12 protein-coding genes and 1 pseudogene are annotated in these 14,026 nt (G+C 71.7%); 6 read left to right on the top strand and 7 right to left on the bottom strand.

Features of this window, described 5'->3' with window-relative positions; translation table 11 throughout:
- Positions 1-4: 4 nt before the first annotated feature.
- A complete protein-coding gene (locus AB0L00_RS01390; protein WP_364426854.1) occupies positions 5-970 on the bottom strand; it encodes a TIGR03557 family F420-dependent LLM class oxidoreductase in 966 nt (321 codons plus the stop codon).
- A gap of 330 nt (positions 971-1,300) precedes the next feature.
- Here AB0L00_RS01390 and AB0L00_RS01395 point away from each other — a divergent pair, with 330 nt between their 5' ends.
- On the top strand, positions 1,301-2,485 hold the full coding sequence (locus tag AB0L00_RS01395; RefSeq protein WP_364426856.1) for a hypothetical protein: 1,185 nt from the start codon (positions 1,301-1,303) through the stop codon (positions 2,483-2,485).
- Here the strand turns inward: AB0L00_RS01395 and AB0L00_RS01400 are convergent, their stop codons facing one another.
- The 5 genes from AB0L00_RS01400 to AB0L00_RS01420 all read right to left on the bottom strand — a co-directional run bounded on the left by AB0L00_RS01400 (position 2,486) and on the right by AB0L00_RS01420 (position 8,038).
- On the bottom strand, positions 2,486-3,286 hold the full coding sequence (locus tag AB0L00_RS01400) for a crotonase/enoyl-CoA hydratase family protein (RefSeq protein ID WP_364426858.1): 801 nt from the start codon (positions 3,284-3,286) through the stop codon (positions 2,486-2,488). It lies immediately after the preceding gene.
- A 66-nt stretch (positions 3,287-3,352) separates the two neighbouring features.
- Positions 3,353-4,384 (bottom strand): 2-oxoacid:ferredoxin oxidoreductase subunit beta, encoded by a 1,032-nt coding sequence (locus tag AB0L00_RS01405; RefSeq protein WP_364426859.1) that lies wholly within the window; start codon positions 4,382-4,384, stop codon positions 3,353-3,355.
- Positions 4,381-6,219: a 2-oxoacid:acceptor oxidoreductase subunit alpha gene (locus AB0L00_RS01410; RefSeq protein ID WP_364426861.1), complete on the bottom strand. Its 1,839-nt coding sequence runs from the start codon at positions 6,217-6,219 to the stop codon at positions 4,381-4,383. The genes AB0L00_RS01405 and AB0L00_RS01410 overlap by 4 nt, the downstream gene beginning before the upstream one ends.
- Before the next feature lie 257 nt (positions 6,220-6,476).
- On the bottom strand, positions 6,477-6,560 hold the full coding sequence (locus AB0L00_RS01415) for a putative leader peptide (protein WP_364402014.1): 84 nt from the start codon (positions 6,558-6,560) through the stop codon (positions 6,477-6,479).
- 167 nt (positions 6,561-6,727) lie between these two features.
- On the bottom strand, positions 6,728-8,038 hold the full coding sequence (locus tag AB0L00_RS01420; RefSeq protein WP_364426863.1) for a hypothetical protein: 1,311 nt from the start codon (positions 8,036-8,038) through the stop codon (positions 6,728-6,730).
- Positions 8,039-9,500: 1,462 nt separating this feature from the next.
- Here AB0L00_RS01420 and AB0L00_RS01425 point away from each other — a divergent pair.
- On the top strand, positions 9,501-10,076 hold the full coding sequence (locus tag AB0L00_RS01425; protein ID WP_364426866.1) for a helix-turn-helix domain-containing protein: 576 nt from the start codon (positions 9,501-9,503) through the stop codon (positions 10,074-10,076).
- Positions 10,077-10,431: 355 nt separating this feature from the next.
- Complete coding sequence (locus AB0L00_RS01430) at positions 10,432-10,803, top strand: NADH-quinone oxidoreductase subunit A (protein ID WP_345352486.1); 372 nt, start codon at positions 10,432-10,434, stop codon at positions 10,801-10,803.
- Positions 10,804-10,817: 14 nt separating this feature from the next.
- Here the strand turns inward: AB0L00_RS01430 and AB0L00_RS01435 are convergent, their stop codons facing one another.
- Positions 10,818-10,940: a hypothetical protein gene (locus AB0L00_RS01435; RefSeq protein WP_364426868.1), complete on the bottom strand. Its 123-nt coding sequence runs from the start codon at positions 10,938-10,940 to the stop codon at positions 10,818-10,820.
- A gap of 141 nt (positions 10,941-11,081) precedes the next feature.
- Between AB0L00_RS01435 and AB0L00_RS01440 the strand changes: the two are divergent.
- From AB0L00_RS01440 to nuoH, 3 genes and pseudogenes are all read left to right on the top strand, one after another.
- Positions 11,082-11,582: pseudogene (locus AB0L00_RS01440) on the top strand (NADH-quinone oxidoreductase subunit B family protein); the annotation flags it as partial.
- 799 nt (positions 11,583-12,381) lie between these two features.
- The gene (locus AB0L00_RS01445) at positions 12,382-13,050 is read left to right on the top strand and encodes an NADH-quinone oxidoreductase subunit C (RefSeq protein WP_364426871.1); all 669 of its coding nucleotides are present in this window, start codon (positions 12,382-12,384) and stop codon (positions 13,048-13,050) included.
- On the top strand, positions 13,043-14,008 hold the full coding sequence (nuoH, locus tag AB0L00_RS01450) for an NADH-quinone oxidoreductase subunit NuoH (protein ID WP_364426874.1): 966 nt from the start codon (positions 13,043-13,045) through the stop codon (positions 14,006-14,008). The genes AB0L00_RS01445 and nuoH overlap by 8 nt, the downstream gene beginning before the upstream one ends.
- The last annotated feature ends 18 nt before the right edge of the window (positions 14,009-14,026 follow it).

The following is a 14,026-nucleotide window of genomic DNA, read 5'->3' on the forward strand; positions in this document are numbered from 1 at the left end:
GTCCTCAGAGCGAGCGGACCGCGGGCAGCAACTCGCGTTCGGCCCAGGAGATGAAGGAGTCCTGGTGCTCGCCGCCGATCTGCACGATCGCGACCTCGTCGAACCCGGCGTCGACGAAGCCCTTGATCTTCTCCACGTGCTCGTCGACGTCGGGACCACACGAGAGCTGCTCGGCGACCTGCTCCGGAGTGACGAACTGACTCGCCGACTCGAACGCGCCGGTCCCCGGCAGGTTGGCGTTCACCGGCCAGCCGAGGCCGAACCACCGGAACTGCTCGTGGGCCCGCTTGACCGCCGCCTCCCGGTCGGTGTCGTACGCGATGGCGATCTGCCCGACCCGCGGCTTGCCGGACCCGCCGGAGGCGTCGAACATCTCACCGAGCTCGCCCTTCGGCTCGGTGGCGATCATCATGTCGGCCTGCTCGCCCGCCACCCGGCAGGACTCGGGTCCCGAGACCGCCACGCCGATCGGCACGCGCTGGTCGGGCAGGTCCCACAGCTTGGCCGACTCGACGTCGAAGTGGGCGCCCCGGTAGTCGATCGTCCCGCCGTCGAACAGCGCGGCGATCACCTCGACGGCCTCGCTCAGCATCTCGTGCCGGACGCTCGCCATCGGCCAGCCCTTGCCCACGACGTGCTCGTTGAGGTTCTCCCCGGCGCCCAGGCCGAGGCGGAACCGGCCGCCGGCCAGGATCTGCACGGTGGCGGCCTTCTGGGCCACGATCGCCGGGTGGTAACGCATCGTCGGGCACGTCACGAAGGTCATCAGCGGGATCCGCTCCGTGGCCTGCGCGGCGGCCCCCAGGATCGCCCAGGCGTACCCCGCGTGGCCCTGCGCTGGGAGCCAGGGGAAGTAGTGGTCGCTGATGACCGAGAAGTCGAACCCGGCGGTCTCTGCGGATCGGACATCGCGCACGAGTTGGTCCGGAGTCGCCTGCTCGCACATCATCGTGTAACCGATGGCAACCATGTTCGTTCCCCTCTCCGTGGTCCTCAGGTCGGCCGAGACCCGCACCCAGGGTGATCGGTGACCAGACGCTCATACCCGGCTGCGGCGAGTGAATCATGGGTGACGCACGAAAGATCCAACGCGAGTCGGCCGTGGCCTTCCAGGTTCGGCGCAGAGTTTTGCGGCACGGATTACCCGGCCAGGACCGGCGAAAACCTGGAGTACGGCGCGTCCCGCCCACGGACGCGGAGCCGCCCGGTCTGGCGCGCCGGGCCGTCCGCATGATGCGATTGACCTGATTCATGCCCCGGCGAGAGACTTCCGCCCGCCCCCACGCGGAGGAGAAGACACTTGAGGTTCGCGGTTCATCGGTCCGCCCGCCGACCGGCCTCCCCGCACGGACGGCCCCCGGAGCCCGGCGCCGACGCCGAGGACACGACCCGTCCGATGCCTCCCGTCGAGTCCCCGCAGGCCGCCGGCGGGCCCGCGCCCGAGACGCAGCCCGCCGCCGGGCCCGGACCCGAGACGCCGCCCGCCGGTCGGACCGGCCGGTCCGTCGGCGACGCCGAGAGCACGACCCGTCCGATGCCCCCCGTCCGGTCCCCGGAGCCCGGCGGCGACGCCGCGGCCGGCCGGACGCGGCTGATGCCGCCCGCCGGGTCCCCGATCACCCCGATGCCACCGGTCGGCGCCGGCACGACAACCTCCGGCGGCGCAGAGCCGTCCTCCACCGGGAGACCGGAGGACCGGAGGTCGGTGATGCGGATCGTGCGGCGCCCGGGCGCGCGGCCGGAACGCGGGGTCGCGGCGGGACCCGCGCGACGGGCCGGCGGCCGGCCGGGGCTGATCGCGGCCGTCGTCATCCTGTGGCTCGTCATCGCCGCCATCGCGCTGACCGGCACGCTCATCGTGGCGTTCTCCCAGGAGCATCCGGCGCGCTTCGCCGCCCCGCTGAAGATCTATCCGGTCACCCAGGCGATCCCCGGTCAGCAGTGCCCGCCCGGAGTGCAGGGGATGATGGGCCAGAGCGGCATCGGTCCGGTGTGCTATCAGCTGACGAGCGGCATCACCATCAAACGGGTGAACGACATCCACGTCGAGCGTGCCAAGAAGAGCGGCGGGTACGCCGTGTCGATCAGCCTCGCCCCGGCGGACGGCCGGGCGCTGAAACGCCTCACCCGCAACGCCGCCGGCCGCACCTTCGCACTGACCGTACGCGACCAGGTGGTGGCCGCCCCCCGGGTGGACGCCCCGATCACCAAGGGCCGGGTGCTCATCACCGGCAACCTCGGCCAGAGCGCCGCCCAAGAGATCGTGAACCGGCTCAAGACCGGAAAGGGCGCGCCGGTGCCCACCCCGGCCCCCGTCTGGACGCCTCCCACGCAGACCCCGACGCCGAGCCCCACCCTGACCACGCCGTCGCGGACGCCCACCCCGAACCAGACGTCGACGTCGCCGAGCCCGACGCAGGCCGGGACCACACCGACTCCGACTCCGGGCGCGACGACGACCTCGAGCAACCCGCTGTCGGTCTGATCAGCGGCCGAAGGAGCCGTGCCGCCCGGCACCGTCCCGGAAGCGCTGGACGCCGGCCAGCCCGGTCTCCTCGAGTACGGCACGGCCGTGGCGGAACTCGTTCGCGATCGCCGTGTCCTCCTCCAGGCCCTGCTGCTCCAGCATGGACATGCGGTCGTGCCGCAGGCAGTCCTGCGGGAACCCGGCTATCTGGGCGGCCAGCTCCTCCGCGGCCGCGCGCGCTTGTCCCGGCGGAACGACGCGGTTGACCAGCCCCATCGCGTGCGCCTCGGGCGCCGGCACGGCGCGGCCGGTGAGGATGAGGTCCGCCGCCCGCGACTCGCCGATCAGGCGCGGCAGGCGCACAGTGCCGCCGTCGATCAGGGGGACGCCCCAGCGGCGGCAGAAGACCCCGAGCACGGCGTCCTCCTCGGCGACGCGCAGGTCGCACCAGACCGCCAGCTCGAGGCCGCCCGCGACGGCGTGCCCGCTGATCGCCGCGATCACGGGCTTGGACAGCCGCATCCGCGTCGGACCCATCGGGCCCTCCGCGGAGTGGGACACGCCATGCGCGGAGGCGCACGCGCTGGGCGGATCGAGCCGGTTGCCGCGGTCGGTGCCCATCGCCTTCAAGTCCGCGCCCGCGCAGAAGGTGCCGCCCTCGCCCCAGAGCACGGCGACGCTCGCCGCAGGATCGGCGTCGAACTCACCGAACGCCTCGGCCAGCGCCCGCGCGGTCGGCCCGTCCACCGCGTTGCGCACCTCGGGACGGGCCAGCACCACCGTCGTCACCGGACCCTGCTTCTCCACCCGCACGCTCATGGGACCGAACGATTCCACGATTCACGCGCGGGTGGAACAGCGTGTCGCCCGCCGCGCTCGCCGGTGTCAGTCGATGCGCCAGGTGTCTCCGCTGCCGAGCAGGCCGGCCAGGTCGCCCGGGCCCTGCTGGGCGATGGCCTCGTCGATCTGGGTCCGCATCAGCTCGTCGTACGACGGGCGCTCGACGTTGCGGAAGATCCCGATCGGCGTGTGCTCGAACGCCGGCGAGTCGAGCCGGGACAGCGCGAACGCCAGGGACGGGTCCGGGTTCTTCGCGTCGTGCACGAGGATGTCCGGGGAGTCCGCCGGGACGACCTCCAGCGAGCCGGAGGCCGACCGCCGCAGTGCCTTGTCCCGGTTCGCGCCGAACACGACCGGCTCACCGTGCTCGAGGCGGATCGTCACGTCGTCGCGGGTCTCGGGGTTCTTCAGCGGCAAGAACGCGTCGTCGTTGAAGATGTTGCAGTTCTGGTAGATCTCGACGAGCGCCGTGCCGTTGTGCGTGGCGGCCTCCCGCAGCACCGACTGCAGGTGCTTGCGGTCGGAGTCGATCGTCCGGGCCACGAACGACGCCTCCGCGCCGATCGCCAGCGAGATCGGGTTGAACGGCGAGTCCAGCGAACCCAGCGGGGTCGACTTGGTGATCTTCCCGACCTCCGAGGTCGGGGAGTACTGCCCCTTCGTCAGCCCGTAGATCCGGTTGTTGAACAGCAGGATCTTCAGGTTGACGTTGCGGCGCAGCGCGTGGATCAGGTGGTTGCCGCCGATCGACAGCGAGTCGCCGTCACCGGTCACCACCCACACCGACAGATCCGGGCGCGAGGCCGCCAGTCCCGTCGCGATCGCCGGAGCGCGTCCGTGGATCGAGTGGAACCCGTAGGTGTTCATGTAGTACGGGAACCGCGACGAGCAGCCGATGCCCGAGACGAAGACGATGTTCTCCCGCTTCAGGCCGAGCTCCGGCAGGAACCCCTGCACCGCCGCGAGGATCGCGTAGTCACCGCACCCGGGGCACCAGCGGACCTCCTGGTCGGTCTTGAAGTCCTTCGCGGTCTGCCGTTCGGGGTCCTTCGGCACGAGGGCGAGGGGATCGCTCATGAGTTGATCACATCCCGGATGACGTCCGCGAGTTCTTCCGCCTTGAAAGGCAGGCCGCGGACGCGGTTGTAGCCGATCACGTCGACGAGGAAACGGCCGCGCAGGATCAGCGCGAGCTGGCCCAGGTTGATCTCCGGCACGATCACCTTGTCGTACGAGCGCAGCACCTCTTCGAGGTTGGCCGGGAACGGGTTGAGATGCCGCAGGTGCGCCTGCGCGACCTCGCTCCCGGAGTTGCGGACCCGCCGTACGGCCGCGGTGATCGCGCCGTACGTGCCGCCCCAGCCGAGCACGAGCACGCGCGCGTCGCCGGTGGGGTCGTCCACGGCCAGCGGCGCGATGTCGCGGGCGATGCCGTCGATCTTCGCCTGGCGCAGCCGCACCATCAGGTCGTGGTTGTCCGGGTCGTAGGAGATGTTGCCGCTGCCGTCGGCCTTCTCGATGCCGCCGATGCGGTGCTCCAGCCCCGCCGTGCCCGGCACGGCCCACGGCCGGGCCAGGGTCTCCGGGTCGCGCTTGAACGGCTGGAACTCCTCCTCGCCCGGCTGCGCGAAGGCCGGATCGATCTCCGGCAGCGTGTCGACGTCGGGGAGCTGCCAGGGCTCGGAGCCGTTCGCGAGGTACCCGTCGGACAGCAGGATCACCGGGGTGCGGTACTTCACCGCGAGGCGCGCGGCCTCGACCGCGGTCGCGAAGCAGTCCGACGGCGTGCGCGGCGCCACCACCGGCACCGGCGCCTCGCCGTTGCGCCCGTACATCGCCTGCAGCAGGTCGGCCTGCTCGGTCTTGGTCGGCATGCCCGTCGACGGGCCCGCTCGCTGCACGTCGATGACGACCAGCGGCAGCTCCGTCGCGACGCCGAGGCCGACCGTCTCGGCCTTCAGCGCGAGGCCCGGGCCGGACGTCGTCGTCACGCCGAGCGCGCCGCCGAACGACGCGCCGAGCGCGGCGCCCACCGCCGCGATCTCGTCCTCGGCCTGGAACGTTCGAACCCCGAACCGCTTGTGCTTGGACAGCTCGTGCAGGATGTCGGAGGCCGGCGTGATGGGGTACGAGCCGAGAAACAGGGGCAGCCCGGACCGCACGCTTCCCGCGATCAGCCCGTACGCCAGGGCCATGTTGCCGGAGATGTTGCGGTACAACCCCGGGGGCAGCGTCGCCGGCTTCACCTCGTACGACACCGAGAACGACTCGGTGGTCTCGCCGTAGTTCCAGCCCGCCTGGAAGGCCGCGATGTTGGCCTTCATGATCTCGGGCTTCTTGGCGAACTTGACCTCGAGGAACCGGACCGTCGCCTCGGTCGGCCGGTGGTACAGCCAGGACAGCAGGCCGAGCGCGAACATGTTCTTCGCGCGCTCGGCGTCCTTCTTGGAGATGTCGAAGTCCTCGAGCGCCTTCACGGTCATCGAGGTCAGCGGCAGCGAGTGCACGCGGTACTCGTCGAGTGAGCCGTCCTCGAGCGGGTTGGCCGCGTACCCGACCTTGGCCAAAGCGCGCTTCGTGAACTCGTCGGTGTTCACGATGAGGTCCGCGCCGCGCGGCAGGTCGCCGACGTTGGCCTTCAGCGCCGCCGGGTTCATCGCGACCAGGACGTTGGGCGCGTCGCCCGGCGTCAGGATGTCGTGGTCGGCGAAGTGCAGCTGGAAACTCGAGACGCCGGGAAGCGTGCCGGCCGGCGCGCGGATCTCGGCGGGGAAATTGGGCAGTGTTGACAGGTCATTGCCGAACGCGGCCGTCTCCTGAGTGAAGCGGTCGCCGGTCAGCTGCATGCCGTCACCGGAGTCCCCGGCGAAACGGATGATGACGCGGTCGAGTTGCCGGACCTGTTTGGTCACAGAGCAGGACCTCCTCGACGCGCGGCACTCGGGCGGAGGGAGGCGTCCGCATCCGACGTGCCACTTAGGCTTACCTTCATGCTACGTCCCGGATCACGTGGTTATTTCAACATTCGCGGCTAGAGGCGCGCTTGTGAGATGCGTCGCAGCGCTCGAAGGTCCGCCCCGTTCACGTGCCCGCCCCGTACTGACTTCCCAGGCCACGGCGTCGGCATACATGTGAACGGCGGCTCGGCGCGCCGCGTCGGGCGGCCGGATCAGGCCGCCGGCTCCGGACACAGCGCGCTCGCCGACCGGCACAGGTCGACGTGCAGCCGCGCGAAGAGCAGGAGTCCGGACACAGTGCCGAACTATATGGCCTCAGCCTCGGCTTTCGCCGAAGCGGGCAGGCACGGCATGTCCCCGGGCGGCCGCGAAGGCCCGGAGAAGCCGGGCGGCGAGCGGCGTGAAACCCCGTGAGACCACGGACCGGTGGGCGCCGGGTCCATGGCCCCGGCGCCCACCGTCCTCAGCCGGTCCGCTGCTCCTGCGTCAGCTTGCTCAGCAGCGCGTTGACGTCGGAGGTGGAGTTGACGGTCGCGGAGAACGACGGCATCGCATGGATCGAGAAGTTCCCGTTGTGCGAGCGGTACCAGGACGACCACTTCCCGCCGCTCGTCCGGCAGGACAGCCCCACCTGGGAGTCCGCCTTCGTCGTGGCCGAGTCGGTGCAGGTGGAAACGGCGGACCCGCCCTTGGTAGCGCTGAACACGACCTTCATGGTGACGTGGACGTCTCCGGTCGAGTCGCCGAGCGTCGTCGCCCGGACGTCGGCCTTGACGGTGCAGCCCGACTCGGTGCAGCTGCCGAACTTCAGAGCGCTGACCGGCAGCACGGTGAGGTCGGGGTCGTAGGCGTCCTTCAGCGCCTGCACGTCGCCGCGCAGCCCGCTGAACAGCGTGCCGGCGCCGGCCGACGTCAGCGGCGTGACGTCGAAGCCGTATCGCTCCGCCCCCGAGGCGCCCTCGATCCGGAGCAGCCGGCGTGGCTCGCTCTTCGTGACGTAGTACGTCCGGGTGCTGACCCTCATCTTGATGGCCTGCACGCCGTTGACCGTGGCCCGTACGGCCAGGGGATCGTTCGAGGCCTGGCCGAGAACGGACGCCAGCCGGGAGGGCGCCAGGTCGGCCAGGTCGAGCAGCGTGAGGTCGTCAGGAGCCCGCGTCCACGTTCCGCTCGCCTTCTCCGCACTGGTCGAGGACAGCCCCTCGTCGTTCCAGAAGCCGCTGCCCGCCTTCAGGTAGGTGGTTCCGCCGACATCGACCCGGGAGACCTGCGAACCGCCTCCGGTGAAGGTGCCACGAGCGCTCCCCGCCTTCGTGACGCTGAACGTCGCCTGGCTTCCGGCGTACGTTCCCGTCAGCGTCACCCCGCCCGCCTTGCCGATCGTCTGACCCGCCTGGCGCGCCGCCTTGCCCGACGTGGTCTTGGGATCGTCCCCGGAGCGGCCCAGCGCCGCGACCCCGATGACGGCGAGAACGACGAACACCACACCGGCGCCGGCCAGCACCGCGATGAGAACGCCCTTCGACTTCTTCGCGGGCGGCGGCGGGAACCCGTACGGCTGGGGCGCACCCCAGGTCTGCCCGCCGCCCCAGCCCTGCGGCCCGCCGGGAGCGGGCCCGCCAGGGTTCTCCCACGGTCCCGCGGGGCCTCCGGCGTACGGTCCGGGCCCCCCGGGGTTCGGCCCGTACGGTCCGGGCCCCCCGGGGTTCGGCCCGTACGGTCCGGGCCCCCCGGAGTTCGGCCCGTACGGGCCGGGACCGGCCGGGTTCCCCACCCAGGGGCCGGGCCCCCCGGCGCCGTCCCCGTACGGCCCAGGCCCGCCCGGCCCGCCGGGGTAAGGCCCGGGGCCCGCAGGACCACCCGGGTAGGAACCGGGCCCGCCGGCGTTCTCCGCGTAGGGAAGGCTGCCGCCGGCGTTTTCTGGGTGCGGGCCGGGCCCGGCCGGGGCGTTCTGGTGGGGACCGGGTCCGCCGGCGTGCTCCGGGTAGGGAAGGGTGCCGCCCGGGTTCTCCGGGTGCGGGCCGGGTCCGGCCGGGGCGCCCGGGTACGGAGCGGGTCCGCCCGGCGAGGCCGGGTCCGGAACGCCGGACCACCCGGCGTCATCGCCGGGCACGCTCGGCGGGCCGGCGGGTGACGTTCCCTGGTGCGCAGGGGCAGGGGGAGCAGGCGATGGAGATCCCGACTGCCCCGGCCACACGCCGGTCTCAGCGGGCGGCCCGGGAGGCTCCGGCTCTGCGCCGGTGGGTCCGGCCGGTTCGTCCGAGCGCGGTTCTTCGCCGGCGGAGGCCGGCTCGGTGGCGTCCTGGACCGGACCACTCGCCCGCACGGCCTCCGCGGCCTGCCCTGATGCCGCGTGCTCCGGCGGGGCAGCCTGGTCGAACGCCGCCTGCCCCGGCGCAGCCTGTCCTGGCGCGGTCTGCTCCGGTGGGGCGGCCTGCGGGTCAAGCCCCGATCCTGCTCCTTGCGGGGACGGTTCGCGTGGGCTGGATGGGGGCGTCTGCGCTGAACCTTCGCCCGGCGCGGACGGATGCGCCCCTTCCGGCGCTCCTGCGTGCTCGGTCTCCTCCGGCTTTTCCGGCTGTCCCGGCGACGGCTCCTGAACGCCGTCTCGCTCCGTGCTCAATTGATGTCCCCTGTATAACGATCGACGCCGAGACCCTACGTTTGCGGTGATCGTCGGACAAGGCGGATAAGCGGTCTGTTACCCGGTCGATGCCCGTACGAGTGGCCCTCCGTGGAGGTGGACCTGTCCTGCTGCCTGCACCGATGCCGCCATCGAGTGCCGGCGACACTTCGGACGCTCTGCGTAGCGGCGCGTTGAGGTTCGTAGGGGAGAGGAGCCGAAGGGCCGAGTGAAAGGCTCGGTGATCGGGGCGGCGATCGGCGTGAGGCGGGCGAATCGCCCCGCTGGACGCGGCGTTCGCCGAGCCTTGGCGGTACCGCGCCGGGGGTGGTCGTTCCGAGAGTTGTCCACAGGCTGTGGAGAAGGGTGGCGCGGGTCCTCCGGCCTGCCGGATGCGTCCCACGACCGAGATCGCCCGTGGCACCGGCCTGCCTTCGCGGTAAGGGCCAGGGGCGTTCTCGTGTAGGCCGTTGATCGCCTGGGCGTTCAACGCGCGCCAGTCGGTGGTGGATGCGTCCATGGTGAAGACTCCTCCGAAGATAACCGGACCGACGGTCCGAAATCGGTTCGGTACGATACGGACCGATGGTCCGGTTGGCAAGGAGGAGAATCGATGCCCGGCAAGCCCGAGCGGGCCGACGCCGCCCGTAACCGGCAGGCGATCCTGGCGGCCGCCGCCGCTCTCTTCGACCGCGACGGCGCGGAGGCGGTGTCGATGAGCGAGATCGCCACGGCGGCCGGTGTCGGCAAGGGCACGCTGTTCCGCCGGTTCGGAGACCGCACCGCCTTGATCGAGGCGGTCATCGAACCCCGGGTCACCGCCTTGCGCGACGCCGTCGAGGCGGGCCCGCCGCCGCTCGGCCCCGGCGGCCCGGCCGCCGCCGCGCTGCACGCCTACCTGGACGCCCTGCTCGACTTCGTCTGGGCCAACCGAACCCTCATCCGCGCGCTCGAACACCGCGGTCCGCACGCCTACTACGCGAACGCCGCCAGCCGGTTCTGGATCGACGAGCTCACCCGTCGCCTCACCGCGGCCCGCCCCGACGACGACGCCGAGTACCTGGCGCACGCCCTGTTCACCGCGCTGCGCGCCGACGTCATCGACTATCTCGTCACCGTTCGCGAGATGCCGCCGGACCGCATCCGAGCCGGCCTGCACGGCCTCGCCGCCGTCCCTCTGGACGACTGACCGCCGCAGTGTGTCGAAGGCTCGGTGAAGTCGGGCGACAGGGAAGCGAAGCGCCTGGAAGGTTCGGATCGTCGGCCCTGCGACCGACCATTCGCTGAGAGTTCCGCCCGCCCCCCGGCCCACGCCGGCGGAGGCGGCCATCGACCGCCCGCGATGGCCCGTGCCCGCGGTGGGCCGTGCGTGCGATGGCCCGTGCCTGCCTCGGCCTGTGCCCGCGATGGGCCGTGCCTGCCTCGGGCCGTGTCTGCGATGGCCGAGCACTCCGGTCGCCTTCCTCCGCCTGGGAGCCGGGCGCACGTCGCGTGGCGGGCGGGTGAGGTCGTCTGCGGCGGATGATCCGATTACGCTGAGGTTCGTGCACGGCTATTACGGGACCTACCTGACGGTCGTCGTGCTGTTCGTGATCGGCGGTGCGATCGTGGGCGGCGCGTTCCTGGCCAACCGGGCGCTGCGCCCGCACCGGCCCACCCCGGAGAAGCTCACGACGTACGAGTGCGGTGTCGACCCCGTCGGTGAGGGCTGGGCGCAGTCGTACGTCCGCTACTACGTCTTCGCCTACCTGTACGTCGTGTTCGCGGTCGACGCGGTGTTCCTGTTCCCCTGGGCGACGGTCTTCTCCGCCAAGGGATACGGCTACGTGACGCTCGGCGAGATGTTCGTCTTCCTCGCCTTCATCGCCGCCGGCCTCGCGTACGCCTGGAAGAAGGGCGTCCTGGGCTGGGTCTGAGCCGCCGACCGCGGTCAGTCGTCCTGCGGCAGCAGCTCAGCCGGGTCGAACTCCACCGGGAACGGCGGCGTGACCCGGCCCTTCGCTCCGCCGGCGAGGCGTTCGGCGCGCCGATAGGAGCCGCTCTCGATCAACATGACGGTCGATGTACGTAACGTGATTGATCGACTACGCTGTCGGCTGCACACTATGACCGATCTGTGACAACTGTGCCCCAAGGATCCCGTCGTCATCCACCTTGTCGCCGGTGCGGTGTGAGGACGCGTAAGAATGGGGGCATGGGTGCCGTCGATCTCCCCGAGCCGCGTATCGGGCCCGCCTCCCGGCTCGCCCCGAAGCCGATCAAGTTCGTGCTCAACTGGGGGCGGCGGTACTCCCTGTGGGTGTTCAACTTCGGCTTGGCCTGCTGCGCCATCGAGTTCATCGCGACGTCGATGTCCCGGCACGACTTCATCAGGCTGGGCGTCATCCCCTTCGCGCCGGGGCCGCGGCAGGCCGACCTGATGGTGGTCTCCGGCACGGTCAGCGACAAGATGGCGCCGGCCGTGAAGCGGCTGTACGAGCAGATGCCCGAGCCGAAGTACGTCATCTCCTTCGGCGCCTGCTCCAACTGCGGCGGCCCGTACTGGGACTCGTACTGCGTGACGAAGGGCGTCGACCAGATCATCCCCGTCGACGTGTACGTTCCGGGCTGTCCGCCCCGGCCGGAGGCGCTCCTGCACGGCATCCTCAAGCTGCAGGAGAAGATCGCCGCCGAGTCGCTCGGCGAGCGGTACACCGGGGACGGTGAGGCCGTCGCGCCGCCACCGCCGGTCGTACGCCGGCCGCCAACGCCCGCGGTCCTGCGCCGCCCGCTCGTGCTGCCGCCCGTGCCCGAGCCGGAGGAGATCGACGCCGCCGAGCAGCCCACGCAGAGTTTCCCCGCGCTGGGCGAGGACGTCGCGTCGGCCGGGACACAGGAGCTTCCGCCGCCGGTCGTCCCGGCGCCCGAAGAGGACCAGGCCGGGACCGGGGACAGCGTCGAGACGCAGGACCTGCCCGTCCCAGAGCTTCCCGCTTCCGGCGAGTCGCCGTCCGCCGCCGCGGAGACCCAGGAACTCCCGACGGTGGACTCCGGCACGATCCAGGATTCGTCCCCGCTGGACTCCGAGACGACGAAGGACCTGCCGCTGCCGGACGAGCCGGGCGTCGCGGAAGGCCCGACCGAGGTGTTGCCGCAGGCGCCCGAGACGAAGCCGAGCCCGGAGCGGTCGGCTTCGAAGGGTCGCGATGAGCCGACCGAGGTGCTGCCCACGGTGCCCGAGACGGGGCCGGGCCGGGAGCGGCCGTCCTCCAAGGGGCCGGACGAGCCGACCGAGGTGCTGCCCACGGTCGACGAGGACGCCGGAACCGGGCCGGCCGCAGTGCCGGACGATGCCGGGCACGCGGCGGACGACGCCGGGGGCGCGGGGGAGGCGCCGGAGTCGCAGGCCGGGGCGAAGAGAAAGGCGCGGCGGTTGAGCGGCCGGTTGCGGAAGTTCGCCGAGCCGCCACCCGTGCAGGGTGACACCGACCACACGATCATCCCGGGGCTGAGCGATGACGATTGAGCTGGCGGTGTCGTGGGCGCGCCGGTTCGGTGACGACGTGCGGGCCGAGGAGTCCTTCGGCCTGCTGACCGTCGACGTGCCGCCGGAGCTGTGGGAGGAGGCGCTGACGTTCGCGCGCGACGAACTGGACTGCGGCTTCTTCGACTGGCTCACCGCCGTCGACGAGCTGGAGCGCGGGTTCGTGATCGTGACGCACCTTCACTCGCTCGAGCAGAAACACCACCTGCTGATCCGTACGACGGTGCCGCGCGAGGACCCGCGCCTGGTGAGCGCGACCGCGATCTACCGTGGCGCGAACTGGCACGAGCGGGAGACGCATGAGATGTTCGGCGTGATCTTCGACGGGCATCCGGACCTGCAGCCGCTGCTGCTGCCGGACGGGTTCGAAGGGCATCCGCTGCGCAAGGAGTTCGTCCTGGCGGCGCGGGTGGCCAAGCCCTGGCCGGGCGCGAAGGAGCCCGGCGAGTCCGGGCGCGGAGCGCCGAGCCGCCGCCGGATGCTGCCGCCCGGCGTACCCCAGGACTGGGGTCCCGCCGCCCGGCAGGGCGCCGGTGCGGAGACGCGCCGGGGTGCACGCCGCGGGGCGGCCGAGGCTCCCGGGGAGCAGCCGCCGCGTCGCCGGGCGCGCGGCATCGACCCGGAGGGCGGCGATGTCTGACGTCCTGGTCGTCATCGTCAAGCTGCTGCTGGTCGTCGGCGCGTTCGCCGTACTGCCGCTGCTGGTCGGGCAGGCCGAGCACAAGGTCATGGCCCATATGCAGGGCCGCCTCGGGCCGATGTACGCGGGGGCGTTCCACGGCTGGGCGCAGCTGGTCGCGGACGGGGTGAAGTTCGCCCAGAAGGAGGACGTGATCCCGGCCGCCGCGGACCGGCGGGTCTTCTCGCTCGCGCCGGCGGTCGCGCTGATCCCGTACCTCGTCGTGCTGATCGTGGTGCCGGTCGGGCCGAGTGGTCAGGTGGCCGTGTCGATGGACGCCGGGCTGTTCTTCGCGCTGGCGATGATCGGCGTCGGCGTGCTGGGCGCGATCATGGCCGGCTGGGCCAGCGCGAACAAGTACAGCCTGCTCGGCGGCATGCGGGTCGCCGCGCAGCTGCTGTCGTACGAGCTGCCGATGGTGCTGGCCGCGTCGTCGGTGGCGATGGCGGCGGGCAGCCTGAACCTCACCACGATCGTCGACCAGTGGCGGTGGTGGTGGCTGCCCTGGCAGGTGATCGGCGGGGTGGTCTTCTTCATCGCGGGCCTGGCGGAGCTGCGCCGCCCGCCGTTCGACATGCCGGTCGCCGACTCCGAGATCATCTTCGGCCCGTACACCGAGTACGCCGGGTTGCGGTTCGCCCTCTTCCTGCTGGCGGAGTACGCCGGGATCGTGGTGCTGGCCGCGCTGACGACCGTGCTGTTCCTCGGCGGCTGGAAGGGGCCGGCGCTCGACCACGAGCTCGGCTGGCTGTGGACGCTGATCAAGGTGTTCGTGCTGTCGTTCGTCGTGATCTGGCTGCGGGTGAGCTACCCACGGCTGCGCGAGGACCAGCTGCAGAAGCTCGCCTGGGCCGGGCTGGTCCCGCTCGCCCTCGTCCAGCTGGCCCTCACCGGCGTCATCAAGATCGCCATCGGCTGAGTCCGTCCGGTCGACCCC

It is taken from the genome of Actinoallomurus sp. NPDC052308, from assembly GCF_040679195.1.
Classification (GTDB): Bacteria; Actinomycetota; Actinomycetes; order Streptosporangiales; family Streptosporangiaceae; genus Actinoallomurus; species Actinoallomurus liliacearum.

Excerpts from the sequence above, each read along its gene's own strand:
- AB0L00_RS01390 (WP_364426854.1), bottom strand. The coding sequence starts at position 970 with ATGGTTGCCATCGGTTACACGATGATGTGCGAGCAGGCGACTCCGGAC.
- AB0L00_RS01400 (WP_364426858.1), bottom strand. The coding sequence starts at position 3,286 with ATGAGCGTGCGGGTGGAGAAGCAGGGTCCGGTGACGACGGTGGTGCTG.
- AB0L00_RS01405 (WP_364426859.1), bottom strand. The coding sequence starts at position 4,384 with ATGAGCGATCCCCTCGCCCTCGTGCCGAAGGACCCCGAACGGCAGACC.
- AB0L00_RS01425 (WP_364426866.1), top strand. The coding sequence starts at position 9,501 with ATGCCCGGCAAGCCCGAGCGGGCCGACGCCGCCCGTAACCGGCAGGCG.
- AB0L00_RS01435 (WP_364426868.1), bottom strand. The coding sequence starts at position 10,940 with ATGTTGATCGAGAGCGGCTCCTATCGGCGCGCCGAACGCCTCGCCGGC.
- AB0L00_RS01445 (WP_364426871.1), top strand. The coding sequence starts at position 12,382 with ATGACGATTGAGCTGGCGGTGTCGTGGGCGCGCCGGTTCGGTGACGAC.
- nuoH (WP_364426874.1), top strand. The coding sequence starts at position 13,043 with ATGTCTGACGTCCTGGTCGTCATCGTCAAGCTGCTGCTGGTCGTCGGC.